Below are 16,876 nucleotides of genomic sequence, written 5' to 3'. Positions count from 1 at the left end.
GTGATCGTGCAGGCATGGATGATCCAGATGGCCGCCGCGCTGGCGGGCGGCGGGGTCGTCGCGGTCGCGGCGGCGGTCGTGTTTCGCGTGATGCGCCAACGGTTCGTCGCGTCGATGGAACGCGACACGCACGCGTTACGCGGTGCGCTCGACGCAGCCGCCGCACGCGCCGATGAAGCGGCGTCGGCGCATGCGCAAGCAGCCGACGCATGGGCGCAACGCGAGGCGCAGCTGGAGGAGGCGCTGACGCGCGAGGCATCCGCGAACGGCGCGCAGCGCGACGCGGTGCAGGCGCTGTCGGCCGAGCGCGCCGCGCTCGCGCAACATGCGCTGAAGATCGCCGACGAAGCCGCGCGTTTGCGCGGGCTCGCCGGCACGTTCGAGCGCTGGCACGAGCAGATGATCTCGCTGACCACGCAGAACCAGGACATGCGCGCGAAGAACCAGGAGCTGTCGGCGATCGTCGCGCACGTGTCGATCGTGTCGCTGAACGCGTCGATCGAGGCCGCGCGTGCAGGCACGGCCGGGCGCGGCTTCTCGATCGTCGCGAGCGAGGTGCGCGGGCTGGCCGCGCGCTCGCAGGAGCTGTCGAACAGCTATCGCGACAGCCTGAACCGCAACGATCTCGTGACGGCCGCGACGTTCCAGGACATCCAGGCCGGCGGCAAGATGATCACGGCCGCGCTCGCGACCGTCGAGACGCTGGCCGGGCAACTGCATGCACGGATCGAAGGAGAAGCCGCGTGATCAGCGCGCAGGCGAGGGCCGGGTTCGAGCGGATCTTCTTCGATGCCGCGCGCACGCGGCTCGCGGCCGGCGGCGTGTGCGACATCCGGCCGGCCGCCGGGCATGAACACGATGCGCCGGATCGCGTGCAAGCGAAGTCGCGATCGAAGCCGAAAGTGACCGGACATGTCGTCGTGCTGACGATCTCGGCGCTGCATTTCCGGCTGCTGCTCGCGCTGCGCTTCAGCGACGACGACGCGACGCGTCGCCATTTCGCCGGTGCGACGGCGGGCGCGAACAGCCAGCGGCCGCTGACCGACGCGTTCATGGAAGTCGCGAACCTGTGTTGCGGCGCGATCAACCAGGCGCTGACCGCGCCGTTTCCCGATCTCGGGATGTCGACGCCTTACCTGCTGAGCGGCGCGAGCCTCGACTTCATGCACGCGCTCTCGCCCGATTACGTCGCCGCATACGACCTGACGCTCGACGGCGACGTGCGGGTCGGCGCGACGCTGTGCGTGTGCGCGAACGCGCCGGTCGATTTCCACGTGCCGGAAACGGCCACGGTCGATACCGGCGGCGAGCTCGAACTGTTCTGACCGACCATCAGGAGTCCATCAGATGACCGAAGACCAACCCGTCAGCAAGGTGCTCGTACTCGACGACAGCCGCGTGCACGCCGACGCGCTCAAGCGTTTCTGCGACGCGCACAACCTGGTCGGCCTGACCGTGCGGCGCAGCCGGCTGCTGAAGGTGCTGCGCTCGAACATCGATCTCGGCGCGATCCTGCTCGCCGAGGATTACGGCGGCTCGCCGGCCGAGAGCGCGATCATCGCGACGCAGATCGACGCGCTGCGGCCCGAGCTGCCGATCATCCTGCGCCGCGAATCGCTCGCGTCGCGCGACGGGCTGCCCGATGCGCTGGCACGCGTCGCCTGCGCGGCCTACGTCGCCGACGACATGACGCCGCTCGCGCGCGCGATCGACGAATATCTGTTCGGCCGCGACTACCCGAACGCGCTGGTGCGCGGCATCTCGGAGATCACCGAGGCGCGCCTCGACAGCCTGTTTCCGGGCATGACGATCGAGCACGACACGCCGTGCATCGTGCGCGACCAGATCATCTTCGGCGAAGTGTTCAGCCTGATCGCGCTCGAAAGCGCATGGTGCCGCGGCTACATGCTGCTGCAGACGAGCGAGCAGCCGCTGCTCGACATGATCGGCGGCACGCGCGACGGCGGCCGCGCGCCGGATTTCCGCGACGTGAACAGCGTGCTCGGCGAGTTGACCAACCTCGTGTGGGGCGCGTTCAAGAACCGCTATCTCGGCGACGCGGAGGCGCTGGCGCGCCATCCGGTGCAGGTGCCGCTCGTCGTCAATCACAAGCAGAAGTTCATCTCGTTCGGCGGCGACTGTCCGCAGCTCTGTTTCAAGTACCGGATGACCGATCCGGCATCGGGGCGCTCGGTCCGTCTCGACCAGCGTTTCGTGTTCAGCCTCAGCTGGTCGCCGGAGGATTTCCGCGAATCGGTGCAGGACGTCGGGCCGATGGTCGAGTCCGGCGAACTCGAACTGTTTTGAATGTTGAAGTCGGCAACAACGAAAAGGGGAAGACGACATGGCAAAGATTCTGGTGGTCGACGATTCGGGCACGGTGCGCGACGAAGTTGCGGGCTTCCTGCGCAATCACGGGCTCGACGTCGCGACGGCCGTCGACGGCAAGGACGGACTCGCGAAGCTCAAGGCGACGCCCGGCGTGCGCCTCGTGATCAGCGACGTGAACATGCCGAACATGGACGGCCTGACGATGGTCGAGAAGATTCGCGGCGAGCTCGCGAACACGGCGGTCAACGTCGTGATGCTGACGACCGAGAGCAGCCCGGCGATGAAGGAGCGCGGCAAGGCCGCCGGCGTGAAGGGCTGGATCGTGAAGCCGTTCAAGGGCGACGCGGTGCTCGACGCGCTGAAGAAGCTCGCGGGCTGACGCGCCCGCGGGCCGTCGAACGGTTGCGCGCGCAATTTACAGCGCGCCGGGATGTCCGTATCCTGCCGGATGCCGAGGGCGGCGTGGCGGCGCCTCGTGCGCCGCACGCCCGGCATTGACGAACATCAGGAACGGAACGAAACCGATGGCATCCGAATACGGGCGACCCGCTGCGCGGCACACGGGAATGCAGATCGCGAAGGGCGTCGTTTTTACCATCGTGGGCACGTGCATCCTGATCGGCGTCGCGCTGTACGCGCAGTCGACGCGCGAATTCCTGCGAACGTCGGTCGTCGTGCCGGGGCGTGTCGTCAAGCTGAACGCGGGCACGCATCATCCGGAGATCGCGTTTACGACGCTCACGGGCGAGCGGGTCGAATATGCGCAGGGCGGCGACGTCAGCGTGCAGGACGGCGCGACGGTCGAAGTGCGCTATGCGCCGGACGCGCCGAAGATGACCGCGCGGATGAATACGTTCGGCGCGATCTGGGGCGGCGTGCTGGCGATCGGCGCGATGGGGGCGGTGTTTTTCGCCGTCGGCGTCGGTCAGTTGTGGTCGGGTGTGCGTGCATGGCGCAGCGGGCGGAACGCGACCGCGCGCTGACGCCCTGAAGCGTGGAGGCTGGCTATCGGCTCGCCGCCGCCGTCGCGAACTCCTCGACGACGGCTTCGATCACCGCCTGCACGCGCGCGGTCTTGTAGAGATCGGCATGGGCGACGAGCCACACGTCGAAATGATTGCACCGCTGCGGCATGAGTCGCACGAGTTCCGGCTCGGTGTCGGCGCGGAAGCACGGCAGCTCCGAAATTCCGAGCCCCGCCAGCGTCGCCTCCACCAGCATCATCGTCGACGAGGTCTGGAACATCACGCGGCCGCGCGACGTCGGCTCGCCGCACAGCGCGTCCCACATCGTCGGCACCACCGGCTGCTGATACATCACCAGATCGTGCCCGTCGAACGCGCTGCCCGCGACCGGTTCGCCCCGTTCGGCCAGGTAGGCGCGCGATGCGTAGATGCCCGTTTCGAGATGCCCGAGCCGCCTGGCGATCAGGTCCGGCGATTCCGGCCGCAACGTGCGGATCGCGAGATCCGCCTCGCGGCGCGTGAGGTTGGTGATTTGCGCCGACGTCACGCACACGACGTCGATGCCGGCATGCCGGCGCCGCACGCGGGCGATCGCGGGCACGACGAAGCGCTTGCCGAGCGTGTCGGTCGTCGCGATCCGCACGGACCCGGCCAGTTGCTCGTCGAGCCCCATTACCCGGCGTTCGATCGTGAGCGACGCGCGCTCCATCGTTTCGGCCGGTTCAAGCAGCGCTTCGCCCGCGGTCGTCAGTACATAGAGGGACGGCGTGCGCAGAAACAGCCGGGCCGACAGTTCGTCCTCGAGCGCGGCGATCCGGCGCCCGACCGTCGCCTGGTCGACGTTCAGCTGCGCCGCGGCGCCGCGCAGCGTGCCGGTGCGCGCCAGCGCAAGGAAGAAGCGAGCGTTGTCCCAGTTCATACGGACTGATTGTGTCATCGGGCAGGCGGCGACGGACGGGAAACGGTGATGCAAATCTGCATCGGGGAAATGCGAAATTATCACTTTTCCGCATCGCGCGCCCGGTCCTAGACTTCCGGCATCCGCATGGAGGTGTCATGTCCGATTGCCGTTCCGTTTCCGTCCCCATTCCCCTCGCTGTGGCGGCCCCGAGCCGCGCGACGAAGCGCGAGCAGCGCCTGACGCTCGCGCTCGTCGCGGTCGGCATGTTCATGGCGGTGCTCGATTCGACGATCGTCAACGTCGCGCTGCCGGCGATGCGCACGAGCCTCGGCGCGACGGTCGCGGAACTCGCGTGGATCGTCGACGCCTATACGCTCAGCTTCGCCGCGCTGATCCTCGCGGGCGGTGCGCTGTCCGACCGGTTCGGCGCGAAGCGCGTGTACCTTGCCGGATTGGCGCTGTTCGTCGGCGCATCGGCGGCGTGCGGCGTCGCGTCGTCGGTGGCGATCCTCGTGGCCGCGCGCTTCGTGCAGGGCATGGGTGCCGCGCTCTTTTTGCCCGCATCGCTCGCGATCGTGCGCAGCACGTTCGACGTGCCGGCCGAGCGCGCGCGGGCAATCGCGGTGTGGGCCGGCATCGCGTCGGTCGCGGTCGCGGTGGGGCCGGTGCTGGGCGGCATCCTCGTCGACGATTTGGGCTGGCGCAGCGCGTTCCTGATCAACGTGCCGACCGGCGCGGTCGCGTTTGCCGGCGCGGCGGCGCTCGTTCGCGCATCGGTCGCGCGGGATGTGCGCCACTTCGACTGGGTCGGCCAGTGCGTCGGTGCGGCGGCGCTCGGCGCGCTATGTTTCGCGGTGATCGAATTGCCGACCCGCGGCGCCGGCACCACGGAGGTCCGCGCCGCATTGCTGATCGCCGCGCTCGCCGCCGGGGTACTGGTCGTCGTCGAGCGGCGTGCGCGCCATCCGATGGTGCCGCTCGCGTGGTTTCGCAATCGCGTGTTCGTCGCGATGAACCTGATGGGCAGTCTCGTCTATGTCGGCTACTTCGGGTTGCTGTTCGTGTTGAGCCTGTACCTGCACGGGCGCTTCGGCATGAGCGCACGGCAAATCGGGCTGACGCTGCTGCCGTTCGCGCTGAGTCTGTCGCTCGGCAATCTGCTGTCGGGAAAACTGCATGGCCGCGCTCGTCCGGTCACGCTGATGGCGAACGGTCTTGCGATGGCCGCGCTGGCCATTCCGGCGATCGCGCTTGCGCTCGCGCTGCATGCGCGGTGGCCGGTGGTCTGGATCGCCATGGCCGCCTTCGGCACCGGGACCGCGTTGTCGGTCGCGCCGATGATCGCGACGGTGCTCGAACAGGTGCCTGCCGACGCGGCGGGCGTGGCATCCGGGTTCCTCAACGCGGCGCGTCAGGCCGGCAGCCTGCTCGGCGTGGCCGTGGCAGGCGCCGCGACGATACTGTTGCCGGATCTGACCGATGCGCTGTGGGCGGTCGCGGCGCTCGGCTGCGTCGCCTATGCGATCGCCGCGCTGGCCGCGAGGACGGCAGGCCGCGCGGACGCCGCGCAACGACGCCGTTGACGCGAGACGGGCACGAGCGTTGCGCATGGCCGGCTGACCGCCACGCATGCGCGTGCGCGTGCGGCACCGCGGCTGGACGCCGTGCGGAATGTGGAGGACCATTTCGTGACGATGCCGCGAACGGACGGATAAGCGTTTCGCCCGGTCGCGCTGCATCGAAACCTGCCGAACCCGTCAAGCGGAACACCATGGAACCCATTCACGAGACAGCCGAGCCGATCCTGCTGCGCGACGCGCACGACGGCGTCGTCACGCTGCGCCTGAATCGCCCGCAGCAGTTCAACGCGTTGTCCGAAGCGATGCTCTCGGCTTTGCACGATGCCTTCGATACGCTGGCCGCCGATCCGCACGTGCGCTGCGTCGTGCTGGCGGCCGAAGGCAAGGCGTTCTGCGCCGGCCACGGCTTGCGGCAGATGCGCGGCAAGCCCGAACTCGACTACTACCGCACGCTGTTCGCGCAGTGCAGCCGCGTGATGCTCGCGATGCGCGCGTTGCCGGTGCCGGTGATCGCGCGCGTGCATGGCATCGCGACGGCGGCCGGCTGCCAGCTCGTCGCGGCATGCGACCTCGCGATCGCGGCCGATACCGCGCGCTTCGCGGTGTCGGGCATCAATGTCGGGCTGTTCTGCTCGACGCCGGCCGTCGCGTTGAGCCGCAACGTCGCGGCCAAGCGCGCGTTCGACATGCTGGTGACCGGCCGTTTCGTCGATGCGGCGACGGCCGCCGCGTGGGGGCTCGTCAACGAAGCCGTGCCCGAGGACGCGCTCGATGCGGCCGTCGCGCGCAAGGTCGCGGAGATCGTCGCGAAGAGTCCGGCCGCGGTGCGGGTCGGCAAGCAGATGTTCTATCGTCAGCGCGAGTTGCCGCTCGACGAAGCGTATGCGTACGCGGGCGACGCGATGGCGCGCAACATGATGGAAGAGGATGCGGGCGAGGGGATCGACGCATTCCTCGAGAAGCGCAAGCCGACGTGGCGTTCGTGATGCGGTGACGGAGGTGGGCAGGGACCGCGTTGTCTCCCCGACGGTGGGTGCAACGCGCTATGACGTGGCGCGTCGCCGCAGCGCCTCCGGTCAGCGTCCGTAGCTCCCCGTCCGCAGTGCCGGCTGCACGGTCGACGCGCCGGGCGGCACGATCACGACCGGCACGCGGCGCGCGAGCGCGCACATCAGCTCGTAGCCGATCGTGCCGCTGGCTTCCGCGACATCGTCCACCTTCACCTGGTCGCCCCACAGCTCGACGCTCGAGCCGATGCCCGCGTTCGGGCACGGCGTCAGGTCGACCGTCAGCATGTCCATCGACACGCGGCCGACGACGCGCGTCATCACGCCGTCCACCGCGATCGGCGTGCCGGTCGGCGCGTGGCGCGGATAGCCGTCCGCGTAGCCGCACGCGACGACGCCGATCCGCATCGGCCGGTCGGCCGTGAAGCGGCGGCCGTAGCCGACCGTTTCGTCGGGCGCGAGCGTCTGCACGCCGATGATCTTGCTGGTCAGCGTCATCGCGGCCGTCAGCGGCGTGTCCGCGATATCCCGCGCCGCGCCGGTCGGCGACGCACCGTACAGGATCGTGCCGGGCCGCACCCAGTCGCGGTGCGCGCGCGGATGCCACAGCACGGCCGCCGAATTCGACACCGAGCGCTCGCCCGGAATCCCGGCCGTGGTCGCATCGAACTGGTCGAGCTGCCAGTCGACTTCGCCTTCGTCGGCGTTCGCGAAATGCATCATCAGCGTGATCTTGCCGATCGACGGCGCGCTCGCCGCGCGTTCCCACGCGGCGCGGAACACGGCCGGCCGGTAGCCGAGCCGGTTCATGCCGGAATTCATCTTCAACTGGATGTCGATCGGCTGCCGCGGCTTCGCGGCGATCAGCAGGTCGAGCTGTTCGTCGCAGTGCACGGCGACCGTCAGCCGATGGCGATCGGCCAGCTCGACGTCGGCCGGTTCGAAGACGCCTTCGAGCAGCAGCACGGGCTTGTCCCAGCCGAGCTCGCGCACGCGCACGGCTTCGTCGAGATCGAGCAGCGCGATGCCGTCGGCGGCCGCGAGGCCCGGGTAGATCCGTTCGATGCCGTGGCCGTACGCGTTGGCCTTGATCACGGCCCACACGCGCGATGGCGCGACGGTGCGGCGGATGAAGTCGAGGTTGTGGCGAACGGCGTCGGGGCGGATATGGGCGACGATGGGACGGGGCATGGCAAGGGCTCGGGTCGGATGTCGTTCGGCGCAGGGTAGCGCGGGGGGAAAGGGCTGGCCGGGGCTGGCCGCGCGCGGGGCGCGTCTAGCCAGTGTTGAGCGCTATGTTATGGGTGTTCGACCAGTTTTAATTAACGTATTTGTCGACGATTTGGTGGAAATTTTGGTGGCGGCGCGGGCCGGGCGCCGTCATCCGCGGCGTGTGCGGCCGAGTCTCCCGTCTAGAAAACCCGTGCGCGAACGGCACGGCGCAATGCTAAGCTCTCGGCGATCTTGTCATTGATCAATGTAATCATAACGGAGGAGACTTTGATGACGACGTCCCAGCTGTGCCTGTTCATCGTGGCGCTGTTGCCGTTCCCGATGACGTTTCTCGCCAAGGCCCGCAAGGGTTACGACAACCGTACGCCGCGCGATTACCTGGCGAAGCTCGAAGGCTGGCGCGCCCGCGCGCAGGCCGCGCATCAGAATTCATGGGAAGCGCTCGCGCTGTTCGCGGTCGCGCTGCTGGTGGCGTGGCACAACGGCGCGAACGTGCATCGCGTCGACCAGCTCGCGATCGCGTTCGTCGCGATCCGCGTCGTCTATGCGCTGATGTACCTGCTGAACTGGGCGTCGCTGCGTTCGCTCGTGTGGTTCGGCGGCATGGCGTGCGTCGTCGGGCTGTTCTTCGCGACGCCGTAAGCGGCCGCCCACCGGCAACGCGCAGCCGGCCTTGCAGGCCGGCTCCTCAGGCGCCGCCCGCGTCCCGTGCGTGACGGTCATTGGATGCGGGCGCAACGATCCTCGACACGAACGGCGGCGCGGCCGCTTCGCTGCGCAGGAACGCGATCAACGGATCGAGCAGCCGGTGCCGCGTCGACGGATGGCGGCGCAGCACGAAGCGCCATGACGCATCGCGTGCGAGACCCGGCACCAGCGGCACCAGGCGCCCGCTGCGCAGTTCGGGCTCGATCAGCGGCACGCGGCCGAGCGCGATGCCCGCGCCGCCGACGGCCGCGCCGATCACCTGGCTGAAGCTGCTGTAGCGGACGATCTTCGTGTCGAAGTCGTCCGGCAAGCCGAAGTGCACGGTCCAGTTGCGCCAGTCGATCTCGGGGCTGTCCTCGTGCATCTCCTGCAGCAGCCGCGAGCGGCAGACGTGCTCCGATGCGTACGGAAACAGTTCGGGGCTGCAGACCGGAAACACGGTTTCCCGGATCAGCACGTCGTCGTCTGCGCGCAGCCGATGCACGGGCACGTGCACGATCGCCAGATCGACGCTGCTGCGCGCGAAATCCGGCTCGTCGTCGAGCACGACCGCATGCAGCGGGGTGTCGGGATGCAGCGACGAGAATTCCGCGAGACGGCGCGCGAGCCACATCGACGAAAACGGCGCGTTGGCGGACACGGTGAGCCGTTGTGCGGTGCCGCGAATCTCGGCGCACGCGTCGGTCAGACGCGACAGCGCATCGCCGACCGCCGGCAGCAGCCGCGCGCCGGCCGGCGTGAGGCCGATGCCGCCGAGCCCCGTGCTGCGTTCGAGCAGCCGCGCGCCGAGCGATTCCTCCAGCGAACGGATCTGGTGGCTGACCGCGCTGGTCGACACGTTCAGCTCGGCCGCCGCGCGCGCGAACCCGCCGAGGCGGACGGCCGCCTCGAAAGCACGCAGCGCGCTGAGGGGAGGAAGGTGCGACATGCGGGGTATTGTAGTTGACTCAACACCCGTTGAAAAATCATCTTTTGCCGCGCGCGAGCGGCGCGGGTAGCCTCGATCCGGTCAATAAAAACGCAACGAAACACCGACCGGAGGGCTGCATGTATTTCGACCGACGACTATGGGCAATGATGGCGGGACTGCGCTGGCGCGTGGCGGCTGCCGTCGCGCTCGGGCTGCTCGCGATGGGTGTCGGCATCCTGCGCTTCGTGTTTCTCGGCCGCGTGCTGGCGCTGGTGTTTTCCGGCGCGCCGGCGCGCGGCATCGGCGAGGCCGTCGCCGCAACGGCGGCTTGCGTGCTGCTGCGCGCATGGCTCGACCATCGCCGCACGGTGCTCGCGCAGCAGACGGCGGGCCGCGTGCAGGCGACGCTGCGCGCGCGGCTGTTCGACCGGATCGCCGCGCTCGGCCCCGCATGGTTCAGCGGCGAACGCACGGGCGGCGTGATGCTGGCCGTCGTCGACGGCGTCGAGCAGTTGCAGACCTTCTTCGGCGTCTACCTGCCGCAGCTCGTGATCGCCGCGTGCGCGCCGGTCATGATCTTCGCGGTGCTCGCGTGGTGGGATGTGCCGACGGCCGCGATCCTGCTGGTCGCGGCGCTCGTCACGCTCGCGCTGCCGCAACTCGTGCATCGCGCCGACAAGCGCGCGGCGCTCGCGCGTTCGACCGCGTTCAAGGCGTTCGGCGAGGAGTTTCTCGACGCGGTGCAGGGCCTGCCGACGCTGAAGGCGTTCGGGCAGAGCACCGCGTTCGGCGCGAAGTTGGCCGCGAAGGCGCGCGCGCTGTCGGACAGCACGTTCTGGGTGCTCGCGCTCGGGCTGCTGACGCGGCTCTTCACGGATCTCGGCACCGGCCTCGGCGCGGCCGCGGCGATCGCAGTGGGCGCGTGGCGCGTGCAGCACGGCGACATGAGCCTCGAAGCGCTGCTGATCGTGCTGATGGCCGGCAGCGAGATCTTCCGGCCGCTGCGCGACCTGCGCGCGGTGCTGCATCAGGGGATGATCGGCCAGTCGGCGGCGAATGCGGTCCATGCGCTGCTCGACGCGGGCGGTCATGCGCGTTCCGTCGACGCGCCGCGCGTAGCGGGCCTGCGGCCGGAGATCGTGTTCGACGACGTCAGCTTCGCGTATCCGGGGCGCCGCGCGGACGCGCATGCGGCGCTGAGCTTCACGGTGCGCGAGGGCGAGACGGTCGCGATCGTCGGGCCGAGCGGGGCCGGCAAGTCGACCATCGTGCGGCTGCTGCTGCGCCAGCACGACGCGCAGGGCGGTGCGGTCCGGATCGGCGGCCACGACGTGCGCACGCTCGATGCCGACCAGGTGCGCGAGATGATCGCGGTCGTCGCGCAGGATGCGACGCTGTTCGACGGCAGCGTCGCCGACAACCTGCGGCTCGGCCGCCCGGACGCGAGCGACGCGGACATGATCGCCGCCGCGCGCGCGGCCAACGCGCACGATTTCATCTCGTCGCTGCCCGACGGCTATGCGACGCGCATCGGCGAACGCGGGCTGATGCTGTCGGGCGGCCAGCGCCAGCGGATCGCGATTGCCCGCGCGCTGCTGCGCGACGCGCCGATCCTGTTGCTCGACGAGGCGCTGTCGTCGGTCGATGCGGAGAACGAAGCACTGATCCAGCAGGCGCTCGACCGGCTCACGCGCGGGCGGACGACGCTCGTGCTCGCGCACCGGCTGTCCAGCGTGATCGGCGCCGACCGCATCCTGGTGCTCGACCAGGGGCAGGTCGTCGACGAAGGGACGCATGCGGCGCTGATCGCGCGCGACGGCCCGTATCGACGGCTGATGGGGCCGCAGCTGGAAGCGGTCGCCGAAACCGTCGGTGCGGCGGCGGTGGCCGGCGCGACCGCGCGCGCGTCGTCGGCCCCGCAAGTGCGGCCGCTGAACGACGACGCGGCGACCATCGGCTGGCCGGAGACGTTGCAGACGCTGCTGCGCTTCGTGCGTCCGTGGAAGGGCAAGGTCGTGCTCACCGTGCTGTTCGGGATCGGCCGCGTGCTCGCGTTCATCGGTGTGGGTGTGATCGGCGCATGGGTGGTCGGCGCGGTGCCGACCGGCCATGTCGGCACCGGGCTGGTGGCCGCGCTGCTCGTGATCGCGCCGGTCGCGGCCGTGCTGCACTGGCTCGAATCGTGGCTCGCACACGACATGGCGTACCGGCTGCTCGCGGAAATGCGCATCGTGCTGTTCGCGACGCTCGAACGGCTCGCGCCGGCCGGGCTGCTGCGCCGCCGCTCCGGCGATCTCGTGGCGCTCGCGACGCAGGACGTCGAGACCGTCGAGTATTTCTACGCGCATACGCTCGCACCCGCGTTCGTCGCGGTGCTCGTGCCGGCCGGGGTGCTGGTGTTGCTCGCGTCGGTCGCGTGGCCGCTCGCGCTGGTGCTGCTGCCGTTCCTGCTGTGGGCCGGGCTCGCGCCCGTGCTGGCCCGGCGCGACGTCGACCGGCTCGGCACCGGCGCGCGTGACGCGCTCGGCCAGCTTGGCGCGCATCTGACCGAAACGATCCAGGGGCTCGCGGAACTCACCGCGTTCCAGGCGATTGCGCGCCGGCGCGCGGCGTTCGTCGCCGAAGTCGATGCGTACCGCCGGCAGCGCGCGAAGCTGCTCGACGATCTGTCGGTGCAAAGCGCCACGCTGGAAGTCGCGAGCGGGCTCGGCGGGCTGGCCGTCGCGGCGCTCGGTGCGTGGTGGTGCGCACGCGGCGGGTTTCCGCGCGAGTCGCTGCCGCTGCTGGTGCTGGTCGCGGTGGCCGCGTTCATGCCGGTGGCCGAGATCGGCCAGGTCGCGCGTCAGCTTGCCGACACGATCGCGTCGACGCGCCGCTTGCGCGCGCTGGAGAAGGAACCCGTGACGGTGACGGACGGCGCGCACGCGATGCCGGGCAATTCGGCGGTGCGGTTCGACGCGGCGTCGTTCACGTATCCGGGGCGCAGCGTGCCCGCGATCGACCGTGTGAGCTTCGAGGTGCCGGCCGGCAGCACGGTCGCGCTCGTCGGCGCATCGGGGGCCGGTAAGTCGACGATCGCGAGTCTGCTGCTGCGCTTCTGGGATCCGCAGCAGGGCCGCGTGACGCTCGGCGGCGTCGACCTGCGCGACCTGCGGCTCGACGATCTGCGGCAGCACATCGCGCTCGTTGCGCAGGATACCTACCTGTTCAACGACACGCTCGAAGCGAACATCCGGCTCGCGGCGAGCGGCGCGTCGGACGCGGACGTGCGGCGCGCGATCGACCACGCGGCGCTCGGCGACTTCGTCGCGCGGCTGCCGGACGGGCTCGCGACGCGCGTCGGCGAGCGCGGCGTGCAGTTGTCGGGCGGCCAGCGCCAGCGCGTGGCGATCGCGCGCGCGTTCCTGAAGGATGCGCCGGTGCTGATCCTCGACGAGGCGACGTCGCACCTCGACACGATCAGCGAACAGCAGATCCGTGCGGCGCTGGAGGACCTGATGACGCAGCGCACGTCGATCATCATCGCGCACCGCCTGTCGACCGTGCGCCATGCCGACCTGATCCTCGTGATCGAGCACGGTGCGGTGATCGAGGCCGGCCGCCACGGGGAGCTGATGGCGCGGCAGGGCGCGTATGCGCGGCTCGTGTCGCATCAGGCGAGCGGGGTCGCGGCGTGACCGCGCGGTGTGCCGGCCGCATCCGGTGTTGTCGATCGCGGGCTATTGACAACATATGTTGCGTCATTGTCTAATTCGTCATCGCGCGTTGCGAACGTCTGGCCGCGTGCGTCCCGACATCGTTTGACGGGGCCGGCCAATCGGGCGCACGCTGCATGGCGGCCGAATTGATCCTATTGCACGACATCCGCGTGCGCCTGGGCGAGCTCGCCCGCCCGGTATGCGACGCGTACATGCAGTAGAGCGACGCATGGCAGGCGGTGCGCCGCCGGCGCGGCCGTCCGTTCGTCGATGCGCTGCGGCAGGCTGCGCTCGCCGCATACCGCGGTCTCGTCGCGGAACTGGACGGGATCGCGGCTGGCGTCGGATGGCCGTCCGCGCACGCGCCGCACACATCCTGATCCATGAGGCCACGCATGACGACCGTTTTCCATCGCGCCCCGCGCGCCACCTTGCCCGTTGCCGTCGCAGGCGACGGCATCGAGATCATCGATTCGACCGGCAAACGCTATATCGACGCATGCGGCGGCGCGGCCGTATCGTGTCTCGGTCACAGCAACCAGCGCGTGATCGACGCGATCAAGCGGCAGGTGCAGCAATTGCCCTACGCGCATACGTCGTTCTTCACGACGGAAGTGGCCGAGGAACTGGCCGACCGGCTCGTCGACGCAGCGCCGGCCGGGCTCGACCACGTGTATTTCGTGTCGGGCGGCTCCGAGGCGATCGAGGCCGCGCTGAAGCTCGCGCGCCAGTATTTCGTCGAGAAGGGCGAGCCGCAGCGCCGTCATTTCATCGCCCGGCGCCAGAGCTATCACGGCAATACGCTCGGTGCGCTCGCGATCGGCGGCAACGCATGGCGGCGCGAGCCGTTCCTGCCGCTGCTGATCGAAGCGCACCACGTGAGCCCGTGCTATGCGTACCGCGACCAGCAGGCTGGTGAAACCGACGAAGCGTACGCGCAGCGCCTCGCCGACGAGCTCGAACGGAAGATCGTCGAACTCGGCGCGGAAAACGTCGCGGCGTTCGTCGCGGAAACGGTGGTCGGCGCGACGGCCGGCGCGGTGCCGCCGGTGCGCACGTACCTGAAGAAGATTCGCGCGGTGTGCGACAAGTACGGCGTGCTGTTGATCCTCGACGAGATCATGTCGGGGATGGGGCGCACGGGTTACCTGTATGCGTGCGACGAAGACGGTGTCGCGCCCGATCTGCTGACGATCGCGAAAGGGCTCGGCGCGGGCTACCAGCCGATCGGGGCGACGCTCGTCAGCGACCGCATCTATCGCACGATCGTCGACGGCTCCGGCTTCTTCCAGCATGGTCACACGTACCTCGGCCACGCGACCGCCTGCGCGGCCGCGCTCGAAGTGCAGCGCGTGATTGCGGAAGACAAGCTGCTCGACAACGTGAAGGCGCGCGGCGAGCAGTTGCGTGCATCGTTGCGCGAGCACTACGGCGCGCATCCGCATGTCGGCGACGTGCGCGGCCGCGGGCTGTTCGTCGGCGTCGAACTCGTGCGCGATCGCGACACCAAGGCGACGTTCGACCCCGCGCTGAAGCTGCATGCGGCGGTCAAGCGCGAAGCGATGCAGCGCGGGTTGATGGTGTATCCGATGGGTGGCACGATCGACGGCGTGCACGGCGATCACATCCTGATCGCGCCGCCGTTCGTCTGTACCGCGCAGCAGATCGACACGATCGTCGAGCGGCTGTCCGGCGCGATCGGCGCGGCGCTCGCGTCGGCCGGCGCGTAAACCCCGACCTCAACGATTCCTCACCATGACAGACAGACTGCCTCCTTTCGATCCGGCGTCGGCCACCGACGAACAGAAGGCCGTGCTCGCCGACATTCTCAGCGGCCCGCGCGGCAATCTGAACGGGCCGTTCCTCGGCTGGATCGCGAGCCCCGAACTGGCCCAGCACGCGCAGAAGCTCGGCGCGTTCTGCCGCTATCGCACCGGGCTGCCGCTGCGCCTGTCGGAGCTCGCGATTCTAGTGACGGCCGCGCGCTGGCGCTCGCAGGCCGAGTGGCACATCCATCATCCGATCGCGCTCGAGGCCGGCGTGCCGGCCGCGACGGCCGACGCGATCCGGCTGGGCGTCGCGCCCGCATTCGAATCGGACGACGACGCGCTGATCCATGCGTTCGCCACCGAGCTGTACGACACGAAGCGCGTGAGCGATGCGACGTTCGCGCGTGCGCAGGCGCGCTTCGGCCACGAGACCGTGGTGAATCTCGTCGCGCTGCTCGGCTATTACGCGCTCGTCGCGATGACGCTCAACACGTTCGGTATGCGCGCAGACGGACAAACTGATTTGCCGTTTCCGGAATAATCGCCGCGGGTGCGTGCGTCGGCAGCCTGCCGCGCATGCATGCAGATTGCCGGAAAAGCCCGTATACGCGGGCGTTTCGGCACGGATCGGTCGGCTATCTCGCCGCGTTGTAAGACGTACACCGCACGACTGCACCGTCAGAGCAGGAAATTTTCCCCGTCTCTAGAATTTCTTCGAAAGAGCTACGGGGGAAATATCGATGCGCTGGGTCCTGTTGATCGTGTTCATTGTGTGCGTCGCGTACACGCATCGGCGCGGCAAGGTTCGGCACCGGTTGTTCAGGCAACTATCCGACCACTCGACCTTTACCGCACCGCTGAACTGCTTTTCGTACGCGTTCTCGTCGGTGCCGACCACGCCGTTTCTCGACACCGATCATTTTCCGGAACTCGCGGTGCTGCAGCGCGAATGGCGCACGTTTCGCCGCGAAGCGCTCGCGTTGCGCGACGCGAGCCGGATCAAGGCGTCGGGCGAGTACAACGACATCGGCTTCAATTCGTTTTTTCGCCGCGGCTGGAAGCGGTTCTACCTGAAGTGGTACGACGCGCCGCATCCGTCCGCGCAGGCGTTGTGTCCGCGCTCGGTCGAGATCCTGTCGCGGATGCCGTCGATCAAGGCGGCGATGTTCGCGCAGTTGCCGCCGGGCGGGAAGCTCGGCCTGCATCGCGATCCGTATGCGGGTTCGCTGCGCTATCACCTCGGGCTCGATACGCCGAACGACGATGCGTGCCGGATCGTCGTCGACGGCGAAGCGTACGCGTGGCGCGACGGCGACGCCGTGATGTTCGACGAGACGTACCTGCACTGGGCCGAAAACCGCACCGCGCACGATCGCGTGATCCTGTTCTGCGACGTCGCGCGCCCGATGAAATATCGCTGGGCGCAGCGCGTCAACGATGCGGTCGGGCAACTGCTGATGCGCGCGGCCGCATCGCCGAACGAAACCGGCGATCGCACGGGCGGGCTCAATCGCGCGTTCCGGTACCTGTATGCGATTCGCCGCGCCGGCAAGCGGCTGAAGGCGTGGAATCGCACCGTGTACTACATCGTCAAGTGGCTGCTGTTCGGCGGGATCGCGGTCGCGATTTTCTGGGTCTGACGACGGGCGAGAGTGGGCGGTTGCTTTCCGTCTGACGATAGCGCGCGGCCTCGCACGGGCCGACGGCCTTGCGCCGCCGTCAATGCAACCAAATGTATTCGTGCGAGATCAACGTGCATTGGCCGCGTATGATG

At 69.0% G+C, this 16,876-nt stretch carries 15 protein-coding genes and 1 pseudogene; 13 read left to right on the top strand and 3 right to left on the bottom strand.

Translation table 11 applies throughout. The annotated features are described in order from the left end of the window. Window positions 1–18: 18 nt before the first annotated feature. The 5 genes from JYG37_RS35005 to JYG37_RS17415 all read left to right on the top strand — a co-directional run bounded on the left by JYG37_RS35005 (window position 19) and on the right by JYG37_RS17415 (window position 3,314). Window positions 19–747 (top strand): methyl-accepting chemotaxis protein, encoded by a 729-nt coding sequence (locus JYG37_RS35005; RefSeq protein ID WP_213346108.1) that lies wholly within the window; start codon window positions 19–21, stop codon window positions 745–747. Further along, on the top strand, window positions 744–1,325 hold the full coding sequence (locus JYG37_RS17430) for a hypothetical protein (RefSeq protein WP_050013768.1): 582 nt from the start codon (window positions 744–746) through the stop codon (window positions 1,323–1,325). The genes JYG37_RS35005 and JYG37_RS17430 overlap by 4 nt, the downstream gene beginning before the upstream one ends. 22 nt (window positions 1,326–1,347) lie before the next feature. After that, window positions 1,348–2,307, top strand: coding sequence for a chemotaxis protein CheX (locus JYG37_RS17425; RefSeq protein ID WP_050013769.1), 960 nt, complete (start codon window positions 1,348–1,350; stop codon window positions 2,305–2,307). 37 nt (window positions 2,308–2,344) lie between these two features. After that, window positions 2,345–2,710, top strand: a complete 366-nt coding sequence (locus JYG37_RS17420) for a response regulator (protein ID WP_006486240.1) — start codon at window positions 2,345–2,347, stop codon at window positions 2,708–2,710. A 145-nt stretch (window positions 2,711–2,855) separates the two neighbouring features. After that, window positions 2,856–3,314, top strand: coding sequence for a DUF3592 domain-containing protein (locus tag JYG37_RS17415; RefSeq protein ID WP_050013771.1), 459 nt, complete (start codon window positions 2,856–2,858; stop codon window positions 3,312–3,314). Window positions 3,315–3,336: 22 nt separating this feature from the next. Here JYG37_RS17415 and JYG37_RS17410 read toward each other — a convergent pair whose 3' ends face one another. Next, a complete protein-coding gene (locus JYG37_RS17410; protein WP_175974997.1) occupies window positions 3,337–4,215 on the bottom strand; it encodes a LysR family transcriptional regulator in 879 nt (292 codons plus the stop codon). Between the two features lie 137 nt (window positions 4,216–4,352). Between JYG37_RS17410 and JYG37_RS17405 the strand changes: the two genes are divergently transcribed. Both JYG37_RS17405 and JYG37_RS17400 read left to right on the top strand, forming a co-directional pair. Then, the gene (locus JYG37_RS17405; RefSeq protein WP_213345657.1) at window positions 4,353–5,780 is read left to right on the top strand and encodes an MFS transporter; all 1,428 of its coding nucleotides are present in this window, start codon (window positions 4,353–4,355) and stop codon (window positions 5,778–5,780) included. Between the two features lie 188 nt (window positions 5,781–5,968). After that, on the top strand, window positions 5,969–6,763 hold the full coding sequence (locus JYG37_RS17400; protein WP_213345656.1) for an enoyl-CoA hydratase: 795 nt from the start codon (window positions 5,969–5,971) through the stop codon (window positions 6,761–6,763). A gap of 90 nt (window positions 6,764–6,853) precedes the next feature. On the opposite strand, the gene alr is transcribed toward JYG37_RS17400, so the two are convergent. After that, entirely contained in the window at window positions 6,854–7,975 is a 1,122-nt protein-coding gene (gene alr, locus JYG37_RS17395; protein ID WP_050013775.1) for an alanine racemase, read from the bottom strand. Window positions 7,976–8,287: 312 nt separating this feature from the next. Here alr and JYG37_RS17390 point away from each other — a divergent pair, with 312 nt between their 5' ends. Then, window positions 8,288–8,659, top strand: coding sequence for an MAPEG family protein (locus JYG37_RS17390; protein WP_050013776.1), 372 nt, complete (start codon window positions 8,288–8,290; stop codon window positions 8,657–8,659). A gap of 46 nt (window positions 8,660–8,705) precedes the next feature. Here the strand turns inward: JYG37_RS17390 and JYG37_RS17385 are convergent, their stop codons facing one another. Next, a complete protein-coding gene (locus JYG37_RS17385) occupies window positions 8,706–9,653 on the bottom strand; it encodes a LysR family transcriptional regulator (protein WP_213345655.1) in 948 nt (315 codons plus the stop codon). Window positions 9,654–9,772: 119 nt separating this feature from the next. On the opposite strand from JYG37_RS17385, the gene JYG37_RS17380 reads away from it, so the two are divergent. The 5 genes and pseudogenes from JYG37_RS17380 (at window position 9,773) to lpxO (ending at window position 16,742) form a co-directional block, all read left to right on the top strand. Beyond that, window positions 9,773–13,312, top strand: coding sequence for an ABC transporter ATP-binding protein/permease (locus JYG37_RS17380; protein WP_124593770.1), 3,540 nt, complete (start codon window positions 9,773–9,775; stop codon window positions 13,310–13,312). 155 nt (window positions 13,313–13,467) lie between these two features. Continuing rightward, window positions 13,468–13,683: pseudogene (locus JYG37_RS34795) on the top strand (hypothetical protein); the annotation flags it as partial. A gap of 45 nt (window positions 13,684–13,728) precedes the next feature. Beyond that, a complete protein-coding gene (locus JYG37_RS17375) occupies window positions 13,729–15,063 on the top strand; it encodes an aspartate aminotransferase family protein (protein WP_213345654.1) in 1,335 nt (444 codons plus the stop codon). A 25-nt stretch (window positions 15,064–15,088) separates the two neighbouring features. Further along, entirely contained in the window at window positions 15,089–15,643 is a 555-nt protein-coding gene (locus tag JYG37_RS17370; RefSeq protein WP_050013780.1) for a carboxymuconolactone decarboxylase family protein, read from the top strand. Between the two features lie 199 nt (window positions 15,644–15,842). Next, window positions 15,843–16,742 (top strand): lipid A hydroxylase LpxO, encoded by a 900-nt coding sequence (gene lpxO, locus JYG37_RS17365; protein ID WP_213345653.1) that lies wholly within the window; start codon window positions 15,843–15,845, stop codon window positions 16,740–16,742. Window positions 16,743–16,876: the final 134 nt, after the last annotated feature.

Source organism: Burkholderia sp. LAS2, assembly GCF_018417615.1.
GTDB classification, from domain to species: Bacteria; Pseudomonadota; Gammaproteobacteria; order Burkholderiales; family Burkholderiaceae; genus Burkholderia; species Burkholderia sola.
Note: the sequence above shows the minus strand (reverse complement) of the source record. Positions and strands in the feature narration are given on the sequence as shown.

Excerpts from the sequence above, each read along its gene's own strand:
- JYG37_RS35005 (WP_213346108.1), top strand. The coding sequence starts at position 19 with ATGATCCAGATGGCCGCCGCGCTGGCGGGCGGCGGGGTCGTCGCGGTC.
- JYG37_RS17425 (WP_050013769.1), top strand. The coding sequence starts at position 1,348 with ATGACCGAAGACCAACCCGTCAGCAAGGTGCTCGTACTCGACGACAGC.
- JYG37_RS17420 (WP_006486240.1), top strand. The coding sequence starts at position 2,345 with ATGGCAAAGATTCTGGTGGTCGACGATTCGGGCACGGTGCGCGACGAA.
- JYG37_RS17415 (WP_050013771.1), top strand. The coding sequence starts at position 2,856 with ATGGCATCCGAATACGGGCGACCCGCTGCGCGGCACACGGGAATGCAG.
- JYG37_RS17410 (WP_175974997.1), bottom strand. The coding sequence starts at position 4,215 with ATGAACTGGGACAACGCTCGCTTCTTCCTTGCGCTGGCGCGCACCGGC.
- JYG37_RS17405 (WP_213345657.1), top strand. The coding sequence starts at position 4,353 with ATGTCCGATTGCCGTTCCGTTTCCGTCCCCATTCCCCTCGCTGTGGCG.
- JYG37_RS17400 (WP_213345656.1), top strand. The coding sequence starts at position 5,969 with ATGGAACCCATTCACGAGACAGCCGAGCCGATCCTGCTGCGCGACGCG.
- alr (WP_050013775.1), bottom strand. The coding sequence starts at position 7,975 with ATGCCCCGTCCCATCGTCGCCCATATCCGCCCCGACGCCGTTCGCCAC.
- JYG37_RS17390 (WP_050013776.1), top strand. The coding sequence starts at position 8,288 with ATGACGACGTCCCAGCTGTGCCTGTTCATCGTGGCGCTGTTGCCGTTC.
- JYG37_RS17385 (WP_213345655.1), bottom strand. The coding sequence starts at position 9,653 with ATGTCGCACCTTCCTCCCCTCAGCGCGCTGCGTGCTTTCGAGGCGGCC.
- JYG37_RS17380 (WP_124593770.1), top strand. The coding sequence starts at position 9,773 with ATGTATTTCGACCGACGACTATGGGCAATGATGGCGGGACTGCGCTGG.
- JYG37_RS17375 (WP_213345654.1), top strand. The coding sequence starts at position 13,729 with ATGACGACCGTTTTCCATCGCGCCCCGCGCGCCACCTTGCCCGTTGCC.
- JYG37_RS17370 (WP_050013780.1), top strand. The coding sequence starts at position 15,089 with ATGACAGACAGACTGCCTCCTTTCGATCCGGCGTCGGCCACCGACGAA.
- lpxO (WP_213345653.1), top strand. The coding sequence starts at position 15,843 with ATGCGCTGGGTCCTGTTGATCGTGTTCATTGTGTGCGTCGCGTACACG.